Here is a 15,114-nt window from a genome sequence, read left to right on the forward strand (position 1 = left end):
AATTTCGGTTTGGGTTTGACACCATCCGGAATTCGATTCGAATACAAGGGAAATCAGATGGGAACCAATCTGGAAAACATGTCGCGCAAAGAGCTGATCGCTCTGCGTGAAAATGTTGATAAGGCGTTGAAAAAAGCAGAGAAAAGAGAGCGGCAAGAAGCTCTGAAAGCTGCTGAAAAAGCAGCGGCGGAATACGGGTTTTCGCTGGCTGAATTGTCAGATGGCGGTTCTGTGACTGGAAAACAAGCCAAATCCAAAGCGAAATATCGCAATCCTTCTTCGCCCGATCAAACCTGGTCCGGGCGCGGCCGAAAACCGCAATGGGTGCATGATGCGCTGAATTCCGGCGCCAATATGGCTGATTTGGAAATCTGATTGGAATTGACCTGACATGACAATTCATATTGGCGCTGAAAAAGGCGAAATTGCAGAAACGGTATTGTTGCCCGGCGATCCCTATCGGGCAAAATGGGCCGCCGAGACCTTTTTAGACGACGCAAAACAGGTCAACAATGTGCGCGGCATGTTGGGTTTCACCGGCACGTGGAAAGGTAACCCGGTTACGATTCAGGGCAGCGGCATGGGCATGCCCTCACTGTCGATCTACGTGAACGAATTGATCCGTGACTACGACGCAAAAACTCTGATCCGCATCGGTTCGTGCGGTGGAATGCAGGACAGCGTCAATATCCGCGACGTGATTTTGGCGATGACGTCGACCACACTCAGCACGCCTTCGCGGGGCATCATGAAAGAGCTGAATTTTGCCCCCTGTGCCGATTGGGGCCTGTTGCAAGCAGCGGCGCAGGCTGCGGCTGCCAAAGGCACGCCGACCCATGTGGGCGGCATCTATTCGTCGGACGTGTTCTATGACGAACGGCCCGATCTGAACGAACAGATGGTGCGCCACGGCATTCTGGGCGTCGAGATGGAAGCCGCCGAGCTTTATATTCTGGCCGCGCGCCATAAATGCCGCGCGCTGGCGGTGCTGACGGTTTCTGATCACTTGTTGACCGGTGAGGCGCTCCCCTCGTCCGAGCGGGAAAGCAGCTTTGGCGACATGGTCGAAATTGCCTTGCAGGCCGCGTTTCCTGAGACCTGAATCCAGACGGACCTACCGTCACTCTCGTCCTTTGAAGCATGCGGTAGGAGAGGTCTCGCCCTCCTGCCGCGCGCCGCAAAAAGCGCAAGTCCAAATCCCTTCTTTGCGGTGCTGACGCCAACGGCAATCACGCGTCAGAGTCGTTGTGCGGGATCGCCAGAACAGATAGGCGAAGACTCCGGCAGCAAGCAAAAGCAACAGAATGGGCATGGCCTTCCATCGCCCATTCCGATCGGCGGATCAAGCCGCGTTTGCGTATTCAAATAACTCTGGTTCATGCTGCTCTTGGGTCGAGTTCGGCTCGGGCATGTAGTAGGCCCACGCCTGATCCAGCAACTCCAGTGCTTTTGCCGCAGCGGCTTGTTTTTCTGAGGGTTTTTTTTCCATCGGAGCGATCCCTAATTGGTTCAATCACTCCTCCCTGACCAGACTATAAGCCCGATCAGCACCCTTCGCAGTGCATGATTTTGCAATCTTGCCATGCGCTTACCGCAAGGCGGCAAAGCATGGCAGCGCGGGTCAAACCGCGCGTTCGACCATCATCTTTTTGATTTCGGCAATCGCTTTGGCCGGGTTCAGACCCTTGGGACAGGTCTTGGCACAGTTCATGATCGTGTGGCAACGATACAGCTTGAACGGATCTTCCAACTCATCCAAGCGCTCACCCGTTGCCTCATCGCGGCTGTCGATGATCCAGCGATATGCGTGCAGCAACGCGGCGGGTCCAAGATAACGGTCACCATTCCACCAGTAGCTGGGGCACGAGGTCGAGCAGCTTGCGCACATCACGCATTCATACAGGCCATCCAGTTTTTTGCGATCTTCGATGGACTGCTTCCATTCCTTCGCCGGGCGGTTGGTCTTGGTTTCCAGCCACGGCATAATGCTGGCATGCTGAGCATAGAAATGCGTCAGATCAGGGATCAGGTCCTTGACCACGGGCATATGGGGCAGCGGGTAAATCTTCACGTCGCCCTTGATCTCATCCATGCCATAGATACAGGCCAGTGTGTTGATCCCGTCGATATTCATCGCGCAGGATCCGCAAATACCTTCGCGGCAGGACCGGCGGAAGGTCAGCGTCGGATCAATCTCATTCTTGATCTTGATCAGCGCGTCCAAAACCATCGGGCCGCAGCTGTTCATATCGACGAAATAGGTATCCACCCGAGGGTTCTGACCATCATCCGGGTTCCAGCGATAGATCTGAAACTTGCGCACATTGGTCGCGCCATCCGGCTTGGGCCAGGTTTTACCGGTGGTGATCCGGGAATTCTTTGGCAGGGTGAGTTGTACCATTTCCGACCTCGCTAAATTCCTGCCTATTGATACACTTTGAGAGGCGGAAAGCCAACCTTTTCGCCTTGAAAACAGTCAATAAAATTAGGCATTTTCGCCTTTACAAACTGATTTTGCGCGGGAAACGTGCAAGAAGTGAAATGGCTTGGAATTCCAGCAGGTGCAAACCCGAAAAATGCCGACAAACGTCGCAAATATTCCTTTCGGGACAAAGAACCCGTATCAGAAAATGATGTATTCCGCCTGCGGGCCGGAATTCAATCTGACCACATCTAAGAACGTGGAGTTTTCAGAATTTGCACACCCTGATTTTCAGGAAGAAAACAGGGTTCTCCACCTGCATTGGGATGATAGGCTGTTTCGAGAATCAGGCGAGGATGATGCGCTTAAATTCCAGCAGGCGCGCGCGCACTTGGACCGGTTCAAGCAAAACGGTGGCCGCTTGATCTGGACCATCCACAACCAACAGGCCCACAGCCATGGTGACGCCAACGACCTATTTTCCGAAAACCGCCGTGCCCTGACGAAAATGGCGGATTTGATCCACGTGCACACGCCTCATGCATGGGCCTATATGATATCCGAATACGGGGCCGAGTCTGAAAAACTGCGCCTGATCCCGCATCCCAGCTATCTTGGAGTTTATGAAGATGCCGAAGTCTCAATGGCCCGTCCCCTCGCACCCCGCCAGATCACGCGGTTTCTGACCTTCGGCGCCATGCGCGGCAATCGTGAGTTGGACCGGCTTCACCTCGCGGCCCGTAAACTCACCAATCGAGGGCACGCGTTTCACGTCTCGATCGCCGGGCGTGTATTTCGAAAGGGCCGCCGATTGGCGCGTCGGCTGGATGGCATCGCCAATGTTTCGGTCATTGCCGATCGCATACCCGACACCGAAATACCCCAGCTATTTTCGCAGGCCCACGTCTATGTGCTACCATCGACAACCACCTTCACCTCGGGCACGGCGATGTTGGCGCAAACCTTCGGCTTGCCGATAATCGGACCAGATATAGAAGCCCATAAACAAACCACACCCGAAGACTGCCACGATCTGCTTTACCCTGCGCAAAACCCCCGAGGGTTGATCCGTATGATGATGCGTATGATGGAGATGTCTGACGCGGAACTGAATGAGAAACGGCTTGCCTGTTTCGAATTCGCCGTCCAACGCGATCCGATGCGTGTCTCGGGATTGTTAAAGAATGCGTTGTCAGAACTTGTTTGATCCGCACACGCGCCAAACAAAAAAGCCACCCCAATCCGGGATGGCTTTGACAGATCAACCGATCAGAAGGTCCGCGCCTTCGGAGCGATTTTCTTAAGGCTGATGCCGCCTTCGGCTTCGGTCGTCAGCGGGTCCGCAATCACAGGGCGATAGCTGAGCTCGACCTTGTTGCCCTCGACCCGGCTAACGGTGTGAACGCGCCAGTTCTCATCATCGCGCTCGGCAAAGTCCTCATGGGCGTGGGCACCACGAGATTCCTTACGCGCTTCGGCTCCGACGATCGTCGCCAATGCGCTCGGCATCAGGTTGCCCAGTTCCAGCGTCTCCATCAGGTCGCTGTTCCAGACCAGCGAGCGGTCGGTGACTTTCAGATCGTCCATCTTGGCTGCAATGGCCGTCATCTTTTCGACGCCTTCAGCCATGGTCTTGGCGGTACGGAATACTGCCGCGTCAGCCTGCATGGTTTTCTGCATCTCAAGTCGCAGGTCGGCGGTCGGGATCGAACCATTGGCGTTGCGTGCCGCATCGAACCGGTCAAACGCCTTATCGACCGACGCCTGATTCAGTACCGGATTCGCAGCCTCGGCATCTACAACCTTACCGGCCCGGATCGCGGCCGCGCGGCCAAAGACCACAAGGTCGATCAAAGAGTTCGAGCCCAAGCGGTTTGCCCCATGAACCGAGGCACATCCGGCCTCGCCGACAGCCATCAGACCGGGAACCACGGCGGTTGGGTTATCGGTAGTGGGGTTCAGAACCTCACCCCAGTAGTTCGTTGGAATGCCACCCATGTTGTAGTGAACCGTCGGCAGAACAGGGATCGGCTCCTTGGTAACATCGACACCGGCAAAAATCTTGGCCGATTCTGAGATGCCGGGCAGACGTTCTGCCAGTGCCTCGGCAGGCAGGTGCGACAGGTTCAGGTGGATGTGATCCCCTTCTCCGCCCACTCCGCGCCCTTCGCGGATTTCCATGGTCATCGACCGGCTGACATAGTCACGGGGCGCAAGGTCTTTATACTGGGGCGCGTAGCGCTCCATGAACCGCTCACCTTCCGAGTTGGTCAGGTATCCGCCCTCGCCCCGAGCACCTTCGGTGATCAGGCAGCCCGAGCCGTAGATACCGGTCGGGTGGAACTGCACGAATTCCATATCCTGCAGGGCCAGGCCCGCGCGGGCGACCATGCCACCGCCGTCACCGGTGCAGGTATGGGCCGATGTGGCGCTGAAATAGGCGCGCCCATAGCCGCCGGTCGCCAGTACAACCATCTTGGCGTTGAAGACATGCATCGTACCGTCGTCCAGCTTCCAGCAGACGACGCCCTGACACTGCCCGTCCTCGGACATGATCAAGTCGATGGCGAAATATTCGATGTAGAACTCGGCGTTGTTCTTCAGCGATTGCCCGTACAGTGTATGCAGGATCGCGTGGCCGGTCCGGTCAGCAGCCGCACAGGTACGCTGTACTGCGGGTCCTTCGCCGAATTCAGTGGTGTGGCCGCCGAAGGGACGCTGATAGATCTTGCCTTCTTCGGTCCGGCTGAACGGCACACCATAATGTTCCAGCTCGTATACTGCCTTGGGGGCCTCACGCGCCAAGTATTCCATCGCGTCGGTATCGCCCAACCAGTCAGAGCCTTTGACGGTGTCATACATGTGCCACTGCCAATGGTCCGGCCCCATGTTCGACAGTGATGCTGCGATGCCACCCTGCGCCGCAACCGTGTGCGAGCGGGTCGGGAAAACCTTGGTCACGCAGGCGGTGCGCAGCCCTTGTTCGGCCATGCCCAGGGTGGCCCGCAGACCCGCCCCACCGGCGCCGACAACGACCACGTCATATTCATGCGTTTCGTATTCGTATGCAGCCATTTCTTTCAGCTCCGGGAATTAGAGGGCAATGCGGGCGATGGCGAACAGGCCCGCCGCAGCCGCGCCATAGGACAGGCAGGTTGTCAGGATGATCAGGACCTTCTCGGTCGTGCCGTGGGCATAATCCTCAAGCATCACCTGTGCGCCTTCGGCGAAGTGTTTCATACCGATCACCAATGTCAGCGCCGCAACAATCGCCGGGAACGGGCGCGAATAATAGTCCAGGACCACATCGTAGGGCTGCCCCAACACGGGACCAAAGGTGAAGATGAACAGCGGAACAAGGATCAGCAAAGCCACCGAGCTGACCTTCATCCGCCAAAAATGGGCTGTGCCCGCTTTGGCCGATCCCAGGCCAGTTGCGCGTTTGCGGTCTGTCAAATAACGCATGGTTGGCCTCCTTTAAGCAACGATAATCAGGGTCAGAAGGGTCAGGACAACCGATCCGCCAACTACAGCCCAACCCAATTTAGTAGCAGTGGGAATATCCAGGCCCATCGCGTTGTCCCAAATCAGATGCCGAATACCGGCCAGCGTGTGATACCACAGCCCCCACAAAGACAGCGCCATGACCAGATCGCCCAAAACCGACGTCAGCCACCAGTTCGCGCGCTCGAATGCCTCGGGCGAGGTCGCAGCGGCCAGAAACCACCAGACGATCAGCAAAGCAGCCACGATCATGGCGTTCCCGGTGATGCGTGTCAGGATGGATGTGACCGAGGTCAATTGCGGACGATAGATCGACAGATGCGGAGAAAGCGGGCGATTGCCCCGATTAACATCGGCCATGGCGGCTCCTTTTCGGTTGGCTACCGAACGTTTTACTGGTTTTTGCGACACTGTCACGTGCTGCACATGCAAAAAAGCCGCAAATTGACGCAATATGGCAGATATCGGCAAGTTGTGATCACGCAAAATAATGACGTGATCACAAAATTAATCACGCGCTCGGAATGTTAGCGCCCGAGCCTCGAATCTATTCCAATCCAGCGGTTTGCTGCGTCACCTCGCGCAGCAGTTTTTTGCGGATGCGCTCGGGGTAATCTTCGAACCCGGCGGCCGACACCACAAAGGCACCTTCACCCACGATGACGTTTTCGAAGAAATATGCCGTAAGGTCGGGTTCGCTTTCTTCGATGGCAATGGCATTCACAGTGACGCCGCGGCGGCGCAGGGTCTCGTGAATTTCGGTCGGCTCAACCCCTTCATTGGAAATTCCATCACCCGAGATGTCGATCAAATGCCGCTTGCAGGTGGCAACCTCGTCAAAATTTACCAGAGTCATCTCAAGTGCTTCTCCGATAGCTGTCGAGAAGTTGCGCCAGACCCGAGGATCAGCACCCACCTGATCAGCAAACCGGTCGAGGGTTTCGAAACTGTCGATTTTGGTCCAGGGGATGGTTATTCTTTGCCGCGACGCGCCGGTCCACTGAACCAGCATCAGGCGCGCGTTTCCGCGCACCAAAGCTTCTGAGACGATGGGATCCCGCAATCCTTCCGCCAGCCCTTCCATCTGGATACGGTATTCCGACGAATCGACCGAACCCGAGACATCCACCGCAAGCGCCAATGCCAAATCACACGCCCAGGCGGGCGGCGAAAGCAGAATGCAGGCAGCTAAGGATCGAAGCAACATGCGCGCAGCCTAGCACGATTGTGCCGAGCTGCGATCACATGAATGTGCGCACGGATCAGATTGGCATCAGCGCCCAATAATCGAGGTCTAAAAGCACGCCCGGCATGTATCGGCCGTCCTCATTTTTCAATTCAAATGGTTCGCCGCCTTTCGTAGCAACCAAACGCAGGCGGATGGCACCTACACCCGGCACACCGGTTTCGGCCTTGTCCAGAACCTCGGACCAGGCCTTGATCGTGTCACCCGCGAAACACGGGTTGGCGTGCGCACCGCCGTTCAGACCCACGATCATCTGCGCGTTGGCCAGGCCATTGAACGACAACGCCCGAGCCATCGAGATCACGTGCCCGCCATAGATCAGTCGCCCCTCGGGGCGGAAGGTCAGGTCGAAATGCACTTTGGCGGTGTTCTGCCAAAGGCGGGTGGCGAGCATATGCTCGGCCTCTTCTATGGTGACACCGTCCACGTGGTCGATCTTTTCGCCGATCTCATAATCGCCCCAGCGATGCGCCTCACCGGCTTGGGCAAAATCGTAGTTCGAGAAATTCAAACCCTGCGGAATGACCAGATCACTTGGCTCCAACGCCTTTTTCAACTGCGGCACAACCGCTTCGGGCGCGGGGGCGGACAGGCCTGATTTGCGCACCATCACCCAGCGGACATACTCCATGACTGCCTCGTCGCGCTGGTTCAGGCCACGGGTGCGTACGTAAACCACCCCGGTCTTCCCGTTCGAATTCTGCTTGACCCCAATCACCTCGGATTCTGACCGCAGCGTGTCACCAGCATAGACCGGTTTCAGCCAGCGCCCCTCGGCATAGCCCAGATTGGCAACTGCATTCAGAGAGACATCCGGCACTGTCTTGCCGAACACCACATGAAACGCCGCCAGATCGTCCAACGGGCTTTGTGGCAAGCCGGATGCCCGGGCGAACTCGTCCGAGGAATAGAGCGCATGACGCGCAGGATAGAGCGCGTGATACAGCGCACGCTCACCATCGGTAACGGTGCGCGGCACCGCATGCTGCAGCACCTGCCCGACGGAATAGTCCTCGAAAAAGCGGCCTGAGTTGGTTTTTGCCATTATTGTTGTCCCAGTTTCATATCGGGTGAATAGTCGGCCGCGACCTCTTTGGTTACAGCCTGCGCACAGCGCATCACGTTATTGGCGGCGTCAAAGGCATAAGACGGGTCGCCATACAGCTCCCACCCTTTGGCCAGCGCGTCGGACACTTTGTGGCAAAAGGCCGAGGTGTCCTCTTCGGTCAGCAGACGATAGAGTTTTGCCATCTTGTTCCCCTCACGATCCGAACGGCGATGGGCCGACCAGCCCATGGATATAGCCGATGAAACCCAGCAGAACGATCGAGGCCACAAAGAACATCGCGTCTTTGCCGTAAGTCCCGGGTTCGCCGGGGGTCCAGTCAAGTTCGGACTTGTTGATCACGATCACTTCGACCACGGCCCAGGCCAGCAATCCGCCGAACAGGATGATCGAGGCCAGATCGCCATTCACCAGCAGATGCGCAAAGGCCCACAGCTTGAACCCGCCTAGCATCGGATGGCGCAGCTTGTTCAGCAGGCGGCCTTTCTTGGGTGCGGGGCTCATCAGGAAGATGGCAATCAGCACCAGCAGGTTGTTGACGTGGATCAGGAATGTGGGCGGCGCCCAGACATAGATGAAATCGGTCATGCGATAGCCGAAGATCATCAGCAAAATCGCCGCCACCAGCGCCAGTGCCACCGCACCTTTGCCGCCATCGCCCATGGCCGCCCGCCGTGCGGGCGCGACGCGTTTGAACAGATGTGCGGCCCACCAAAGCGCCACACCAAGGATCAGAAGAACGAAGCCCATGCTGGCTTACCCCGCTTGCAAAGCTGAAATCGCCTCTGCTTTTGCCAGAATTTCGCGGGCGGTTGCAACGTGCAGGTTTTCAACGATCTTGCCATCCACGACAGCAACGCCCTGCCCCTGCGCTTCGACCGCTTCAAAGGCCGCGATCTGACGTTGCGCCAGATCAATTTCGCTGTCCGAGGGCGCATAGGCGGCGTTCGTGATCTCGACCTGAGCGGGGTGGATCAGCGTCTTGCCGTCAAAGCCCATATCGCGGCCTTGCGTGCATTCTGCGGCCAGACCTTCGTCATCCTTAAAGGCATTGTAGACACCATCCACGATGATCAGCCCCTCGGCCTTGGCGGCCAACAGGCACAGGCCCAGCGAGGTCATCAGCGGCAAGCGGTCGGGGCGGAACCGGGTCTGCAACTCCTTGGCCAAGTCGTTGGTGCCCATCACGAAACCCGCCATCAACGGATGTGCGGCGATATCGGCCGCGTTCAGCATCCCACGCGGGGTCTCCATCATCGCCCAGATCGGGATATCGCCGGTGATCGCAGCCAGCGCGTCTACATCAGCGGCCGAGTTCACCTTAGGCAGCAAAACCACGTCGGCATCCATGTCCCGCACGGCCTCGGCATCGGCGCGACCCCATTCGGTGTCCAGCCCGTTTATGCGCACGATCTTGACCCGCGCGCCGTACCCGCCTGCGGCCAGAGCGGCCTTGAGCGTTTCACGCGCGTTCTCTTTTTCATCCGCTGCAACTGCATCCTCCAGATCAAAGATGATCGCGTCGATTGGCAAGGTGCGTGCCTTGTCCAGCGCCCGATCACGCGAGCCGGGGATATACAGTACAGAGCGATAGGGGCGCTGACGGGGGTCCATTGGCCTCTCCAAAAAGAAATAAAGTTGCGCAGAATGGGGCATTTTTTTTCGGAAAGTTCAAGAGCAAAATCGCCGCATCGCAGCATTCGCGACGCAACGTGCGTTGGTTTAACCGGATTTCGGTGCCTGATCCGCACCCTTTGGGACAGATGGATTCGAAAGGGTGCACGTATGAAGAAGACGCTGTTCAAGATGACAATGGGGCTGAGCATCATGGTTCTGGCCGCCCAACAGGTGCAAGCAAGAACCTGCGCTCCGCGCGAAGACGTGGTCAAGCGGTTGGCCGAAACCTATGGCGAGACCCGACGGAGCATCGGAATCGCGAGTCAGGGCGCGGTGATGGAGGTCTATGCCTCGGCCACTAGCGGCAGTTGGACGATCACGGTTACACTCCCGGACGGGAAAACCTGCTTGATCGCCTCCGGTCAGTCCTATGAGAATTTGGCCGAGGCGCTTCCGCCCAACATCTAGGTCAGCGCATCCCAAATCAGCTTGCTGCCTGTCAGGGTCAGAAGCACATAGGCAATGCTAAAGAACAGGCGCTCGGACATCATGAAATGTGCCCGGACGCCCAACCACGCGCCAAGAATGGCGAAAGGGGTCAGTAGTAAATCCGCCAGCGCGGTGTGCCAGGTGAACAGGCCCAGATAGGCGAAAGGCACAAATTTCGCCGCGTTGATCACCCAGAAGACCAGCACGGTGCTGGCCTGAAACTCGGTCTTCGACAGGCGCTGCGACAGCAGGTAGACGGCGGCGGGTGGGCCGCCAGCATGGCTGACAAAGCTGGTGAACCCGGCCACCAGCCCCGCAAACAGCCCGGCCGAGGGCGGCAACCGGTTGGCAAATCCGCGAATCCAGCCCTTGCTTTGCGCCATATGCCAGATCACGAACCCAACCGAGATCCCTCCGATCAGCAGGCGCAGCAAATCGTCATCTGTCACGCGGTACAGCCACGCGCCCAGCGCGATGCCGGGCACAGCGCCAAGGATTAACAGGCGCGAATCCGGCCAGCTCCAGCGCTTCCAATAAGGCTTCAACGTGGCAACATCGATCACCATCAGGATGGGCAACATCAGCGCCAGCGCCTGTCCCGGCGTCAGGATCAGTGCCAGAATCGATGAGGATGCAAAGGCCACACCCGACCCGAACCCGCCCTTGGAAATGCCTGCAAAGATCACCGCCGGGATCGCCACCGCAAAAAACACAAAATTCAACTCAAACATGCGGCGGTTCCGAAAAAGCGTATCTCAAAGGCCGTTTAGCGCAATCAAAGCGCCCCAGCAACGGTATGCGGTTGTATGCCGCGTCGTGAAACCCTTGCGTATTGCCGCTTTAGCGACTAGCACAACCGCGATTTCAAAATCCATCGGAGATATTCCACATGGCCAGACCCAAGATCGCGCTGATCGGCGCAGGTCAGATCGGCGGCACGCTCGCCCACCTCGCTGCAATGAAAGAACTGGGTGACGTTGTCCTGTTCGACATCGCCGAAGGCACCCCCGAAGGCAAGGCGCTGGACATCGCAGAATCCGGCCCCTCCGAAGGGTTCGACGCCAAGCTTAAGGGCACCCAGTCCTACGAAGACATCGCGGGCGCGGACGTCTGCATCGTGACGGCTGGTGTCCCACGCAAACCGGGCATGAGCCGGGACGACCTGCTGGGCATCAACCTGAAGGTCATGAAATCCGTGGGTGAAGGCATCGCCGCCAACGCGCCCGATGCGTTCGTCATCTGCATCACCAACCCGCTGGACGCAATGGTCTGGGCGCTGCGCGAATTCTCGGGCCTGCCGCACAACAAAGTCTGCGGTATGGCAGGCGTTCTGGACTCGGGCCGTTTTGCTCACTTCCTGTCGGAAGAGTTCAACGTCTCCATGCGCGATGTGACCGCATTTGTGCTGGGCGGCCACGGCGACACGATGGTGCCGTCGGTGCGCTATTCAACCGTCGCCGGTATTCCTTTGCCGGATCTGGTCGAGATGGGCTGGACCACGCAGGAGAAACTGGACGCCATCGTTCAGCGTACCCGTGACGGAGGCGCCGAAATCGTTGGCCTGCTGAAAACTGGTTCGGCCTTCTACGCACCGGCCACCTCGGCTATCGAAATGGCCGAAGCTTATCTGAAAGACCAGAAGCGCGTTCTGCCTTGCGCCGCCTATTGCAATGGCGAGCTGGGTGTTGACGGCATGTATGTGGGCGTTCCCACCGTGATCGGTGCCGGCGGCATTGAACGGATCGTCAACATCAAGCTCAACGAAGAAGAGCAAGCTGGCTTTGACAACTCGGTCAACGCCGTGAAAGGCCTGATCGAAGCATGTAAGGGCATCGACAACTCTCTGGCGTAAGCTGCAGACCCAATCTAAATTGAAACCGGTCCAATTCTGGGCCGGTTTTCTTTTGGTCGCGTGTCGTCGCATATCGGTCGCACATGTTGGCGCAAACAGAGTAAATACCGGTTTCTGAATGCGTTACCTATCGCGAAGATGGCGCGCTCGAATCACTTTCCACATCAGTTTATTTTTGTGATCACACCTGAAAATACTGTGATCACAAATAGTGAAAATCTTCGTGAAATACCGCTTTGCTATCAAAAAAGCCTTTAAACTTGTCCCCTACACACCCCTATAAAAGGTCAATCGTAGTCAGACGGGACAATTTCGATGAACATTCACGAATACCAAGCCAAGGCGCTTCTTCGCAGCTATGGCGCCCCGGTCTCCGACGGTCGCGCGGTTCTGCGCGCCGAGGAAGCCAAAACCGCAGCCGGTGAACTGGATGGCCCCCTTTGGGTCGTAAAGGCACAAATCCACGCGGGCGGCCGCGGCAAGGGCAGCTTCAAAGAGGCTGATGCCGGTGAAAAGGGCGGTGTCCGTCTGACCAAATCGGTCGAAGAAGCCGCCGAAGAGGCCAAAAAAATGTTGGGCCGCACGCTGGTCACGCATCAGACCGGCCCTGCAGGCAAACAGGTCAACCGCATCTATATCGAGGCCGGTTCCGGCATCGAGACTGAGATGTATCTTGCCCTGCTAGTAGATCGACAGACCAGCCGTATTTCCTTCGTCTGCTCGACCGAAGGCGGCATGGATATCGAAGAAGTGGCTGCAGCCACGCCCGAGAAAATCCTGTCCTTCTCGGTTGATCCGGCCACCGGCTATCAACCTTATCACGGCCGCCGCATCGCATTTTCGCTGGGTCTGCAAGGCGCACAGGTCAAACAATGCGTCAAACTGATGAGCCAGCTTTACACCGCCTTCGTCGAGAAGGACATGGAGATGCTGGAGATCAACCCACTGATCGTCTCGGACAAGGGTGATCTGAAAGTGTTGGACGCCAAGGTTGGTTTCGACGGCAACGCGGTCTACCGCCACCCCGATATCGCTGAACTGCGCGACGAGACCGAAGAAGACCCCAAGGAACTCGAAGCCTCGAAATACGACCTGAACTACATCGCGCTGGATGGTGAGATCGGGTGCATGGTGAACGGTGCCGGTCTGGCGATGGCCACGATGGACATCATCAAACTGTACGGGGCCGAGCCTGCCAACTTCCTCGACGTGGGTGGCGGTGCCACTAAAGAGAAAGTGACCGAGGCGTTCAAGATCATCACCTCGGACCCGAACGTCAAAGGCATTCTGGTCAACATCTTCGGCGGCATCATGCGCTGTGATGTGATCGCCGAGGGCGTTGTGGCGGCCGTGAAAGAGGTCGGCCTGCAGGTTCCGCTGGTCGTGCGTCTGGAAGGCACCAATGTCGAGAAAGGCAAAGAGATCATCAATACCTCTGGCTTGGACGTGATCGCGGCAGACAACCTGAAAGACGGGGCCGAGAAGATCGTGAAGGCGGTTAAGGGGTAAGGGCCGCTCCGGGGCCTTTGCTCCGGCAAACGCTCCGGCGGAGCGTTTGAGGCACGAACGGGCGGAGCCCCGGAGAATGTGATGCAATATGTAGAAGCCTTCAATTCCCTCGGTTACGACGTGCCCAATCCTCGTCAAGATTGGAGTGCCGAGAAAAATGACGGTATTTGCATCACGCTCTGGAAATCCGAAGTTCAATGGACGCCTGTACCTCCGCGCCTTGATCTTTGGAAACGGGCAACACCTGGCACGACCGATTGGGAATTCCTACCCGGTCACAAAAAACGCACCGCCCACTTGGAGCGAGCTGTGTCGGAGTTTGATGGTTGGGTCGACGTAGTCGTCGTGAATGGCACCCCTGGACAAGGATATGGCGCCGCCGACCCTTGGCTGCCGAAACAACGCGCTGAATATGGTTGGCGCGTTCAAGAATTCGATAAGGCGACGGGCTTCTTTTCTGTCGCCGCAGAGAAACTGAAATAGGAGACTCCTAAAATGGCAGTCCTCATCGACGAAAATACCAAAGTGATCTGTCAGGGCTTTACCGGCTCCCAGGGCACATTCCACTCTGAACAGGCCATCGCTTATGGCACTAAGATGGTCGGCGGTGTGACGCCGGGCAAAGGCGGGATGACCCATCTTGACCTGCCCGTGTTCAACTCGGTCCACGAGGCAAAGCATGTGACCGAGGCGAACGCCTCGGTGATCTATGTTCCGCCGCCCTTCGCAGCTGACTCGATCCTCGAAGCGATTGATGCCGAGATGGAAGTGATCGTCTGCATCACCGAAGGCATCCCGGTTCTGGACATGATGAAGGTGAAACGCGCGCTGGAAGGCTCCAAATCGCGCCTGATCGGCCCGAACTGCCCCGGTGTCATCACGCCCGACGCCTGCAAAATCGGCATCATGCCCGGCCACATTCACAAGCGCGGCTCGGTCGGTGTTGTGTCGCGTTCGGGCACTCTGACCTATGAGGCCGTCAAACAGACCACCGATGTGGGTCTGGGCCAATCCACCTGTGTGGGCATCGGCGGCGACCCGATCAAAGGCACCGAGCATATCGACGTGCTGGAATGGTTCCTGGCCGATGACGAGACTCACTCGATCATCATGATCGGTGAGATCGGTGGCTCGGCCGAAGAAGAAGCCGCGCAATTCCTGGCGGATGAGGCCAAGAAGGGCCGCAAAAAGCCCGTCGCAGGCTTCATCGCAGGCCGCACCGCCCCTCCGGGCCGCCGCATGGGCCACGCGGGCGCGATCGTCGCCGGCGGCAAAGGTGGCGCCGAGGACAAGATCGAAGCCATGCGCTCGGCCGGTATCGTTGTGGCAGAAAGCCCCGCGACGCTGGGTGAGGCCGTGCTGGAAGCGATTGGCTGATGACAAACCGACTCTCCACAGGCGCTGAGGGC

19 protein-coding genes are annotated in these 15,114 nt (G+C 57.7%); 8 read left to right on the top strand and 11 right to left on the bottom strand.

All coding sequences use genetic code 11. The features are described 5' to 3' along the window. Positions 1-57 precede the first annotated feature (57 nt). Together GOV80_RS11655 and deoD are read left to right on the top strand one after the other, a co-directional pair. Entirely contained in the window at positions 58-375 is a 318-nt protein-coding gene (locus GOV80_RS11655) for an H-NS histone family protein (protein ID WP_170784883.1), read from the top strand. A gap of 16 nt (positions 376-391) precedes the next feature. Continuing rightward, positions 392-1,102: a purine-nucleoside phosphorylase gene (deoD, locus tag GOV80_RS11660; protein WP_170784885.1), complete on the top strand. Its 711-nt coding sequence runs from the start codon at positions 392-394 to the stop codon at positions 1,100-1,102. A 240-nt stretch (positions 1,103-1,342) separates the two neighbouring features. Here deoD and GOV80_RS11665 read toward each other — a convergent pair whose 3' ends face one another. Both GOV80_RS11665 and GOV80_RS11670 read right to left on the bottom strand, forming a co-directional pair. Continuing rightward, positions 1,343-1,489 carry a hypothetical protein gene (locus tag GOV80_RS11665; RefSeq protein WP_170784887.1) on the bottom strand — a complete coding sequence of 49 codons (147 nt, stop codon included), beginning with the start codon at positions 1,487-1,489 and terminating at the stop codon, positions 1,343-1,345. 132 nt (positions 1,490-1,621) lie between these two features. Beyond that, positions 1,622-2,401: a succinate dehydrogenase iron-sulfur subunit gene (locus GOV80_RS11670; protein ID WP_170784889.1), complete on the bottom strand. Its 780-nt coding sequence runs from the start codon at positions 2,399-2,401 to the stop codon at positions 1,622-1,624. A 232-nt stretch (positions 2,402-2,633) separates the two neighbouring features. Between GOV80_RS11670 and GOV80_RS11675 the strand changes: the two genes are divergently transcribed. Further along, positions 2,634-3,629: a glycosyltransferase gene (locus GOV80_RS11675; protein ID WP_214648009.1), complete on the top strand. Its 996-nt coding sequence runs from the start codon at positions 2,634-2,636 to the stop codon at positions 3,627-3,629. A 62-nt stretch (positions 3,630-3,691) separates the two neighbouring features. On the opposite strand, the gene sdhA is transcribed toward GOV80_RS11675, so the two are convergent. The 8 genes from sdhA to GOV80_RS11715 all read right to left on the bottom strand — a co-directional run bounded on the left by sdhA (position 3,692) and on the right by GOV80_RS11715 (position 9,852). After that, complete coding sequence (sdhA, locus tag GOV80_RS11680) at positions 3,692-5,497, bottom strand: succinate dehydrogenase flavoprotein subunit (RefSeq protein WP_170784893.1); 1,806 nt, start codon at positions 5,495-5,497, stop codon at positions 3,692-3,694. Between the two features lie 18 nt (positions 5,498-5,515). Next, a complete protein-coding gene (gene sdhD / locus GOV80_RS11685) occupies positions 5,516-5,887 on the bottom strand; it encodes a succinate dehydrogenase, hydrophobic membrane anchor protein (RefSeq protein WP_170772533.1) in 372 nt (123 codons plus the stop codon). Between the two features lie 12 nt (positions 5,888-5,899). Then, on the bottom strand, positions 5,900-6,286 hold the full coding sequence (sdhC, locus tag GOV80_RS11690; protein ID WP_170772535.1) for a succinate dehydrogenase, cytochrome b556 subunit: 387 nt from the start codon (positions 6,284-6,286) through the stop codon (positions 5,900-5,902). Between the two features lie 187 nt (positions 6,287-6,473). After that, positions 6,474-7,133, bottom strand: coding sequence for a DUF1194 domain-containing protein (locus GOV80_RS11695; protein ID WP_170784895.1), 660 nt, complete (start codon positions 7,131-7,133; stop codon positions 6,474-6,476). Positions 7,134-7,188: 55 nt separating this feature from the next. Beyond that, positions 7,189-8,217: a MaoC family dehydratase gene (locus tag GOV80_RS11700; RefSeq protein WP_170784897.1), complete on the bottom strand. Its 1,029-nt coding sequence runs from the start codon at positions 8,215-8,217 to the stop codon at positions 7,189-7,191. Next, entirely contained in the window at positions 8,217-8,423 is a 207-nt protein-coding gene (locus GOV80_RS11705) for a DUF1737 domain-containing protein (protein ID WP_170751789.1), read from the bottom strand. Before GOV80_RS11705 ends, GOV80_RS11700 begins: the two co-directional genes overlap by 1 nt. 10 nt (positions 8,424-8,433) lie before the next feature. Further along, entirely contained in the window at positions 8,434-8,988 is a 555-nt protein-coding gene (locus GOV80_RS11710) for an NnrU family protein (protein ID WP_170772541.1), read from the bottom strand. Between the two features lie 6 nt (positions 8,989-8,994). Next, positions 8,995-9,852 carry an HpcH/HpaI aldolase/citrate lyase family protein gene (locus GOV80_RS11715; protein ID WP_170772543.1) on the bottom strand — a complete coding sequence of 286 codons (858 nt, stop codon included), beginning with the start codon at positions 9,850-9,852 and terminating at the stop codon, positions 8,995-8,997. 171 nt (positions 9,853-10,023) lie between these two features. On the opposite strand from GOV80_RS11715, the gene GOV80_RS11720 reads away from it, so the two are divergent. Next, positions 10,024-10,323: a hypothetical protein gene (locus GOV80_RS11720; protein WP_170784899.1), complete on the top strand. Its 300-nt coding sequence runs from the start codon at positions 10,024-10,026 to the stop codon at positions 10,321-10,323. On the opposite strand, the gene GOV80_RS11725 is transcribed toward GOV80_RS11720, so the two are convergent. Next, positions 10,320-11,075, bottom strand: coding sequence for a sulfite exporter TauE/SafE family protein (locus GOV80_RS11725; protein ID WP_170784901.1), 756 nt, complete (start codon positions 11,073-11,075; stop codon positions 10,320-10,322). The genes GOV80_RS11720 and GOV80_RS11725 overlap by 4 nt on opposite strands. Before the next feature lie 158 nt (positions 11,076-11,233). Here GOV80_RS11725 and mdh point away from each other — a divergent pair, with 158 nt between their 5' ends. The 4 genes from mdh to sucD all read left to right on the top strand — a co-directional run bounded on the left by mdh (position 11,234) and on the right by sucD (position 15,082). Continuing rightward, positions 11,234-12,196, top strand: a complete 963-nt coding sequence (gene mdh, locus GOV80_RS11730) for a malate dehydrogenase (RefSeq protein WP_170784903.1) — start codon at positions 11,234-11,236, stop codon at positions 12,194-12,196. Between the two features lie 315 nt (positions 12,197-12,511). Further along, positions 12,512-13,705 (top strand): ADP-forming succinate--CoA ligase subunit beta, encoded by a 1,194-nt coding sequence (sucC, locus tag GOV80_RS11735; RefSeq protein WP_170784904.1) that lies wholly within the window; start codon positions 12,512-12,514, stop codon positions 13,703-13,705. 81 nt (positions 13,706-13,786) lie between these two features. Continuing rightward, positions 13,787-14,188, top strand: coding sequence for a hypothetical protein (locus GOV80_RS11740; protein ID WP_170784906.1), 402 nt, complete (start codon positions 13,787-13,789; stop codon positions 14,186-14,188). A gap of 12 nt (positions 14,189-14,200) precedes the next feature. After that, positions 14,201-15,082 carry a succinate--CoA ligase subunit alpha gene (sucD, locus tag GOV80_RS11745; RefSeq protein ID WP_170353524.1) on the top strand — a complete coding sequence of 294 codons (882 nt, stop codon included), beginning with the start codon at positions 14,201-14,203 and terminating at the stop codon, positions 15,080-15,082. Positions 15,083-15,114: the final 32 nt, after the last annotated feature.

Source organism: Ruegeria lacuscaerulensis (genome assembly GCF_013034685.1).
In the GTDB taxonomy this organism is placed as follows: domain Bacteria; phylum Pseudomonadota; class Alphaproteobacteria; order Rhodobacterales; family Rhodobacteraceae; genus Ruegeria; species Ruegeria lacuscaerulensis_B.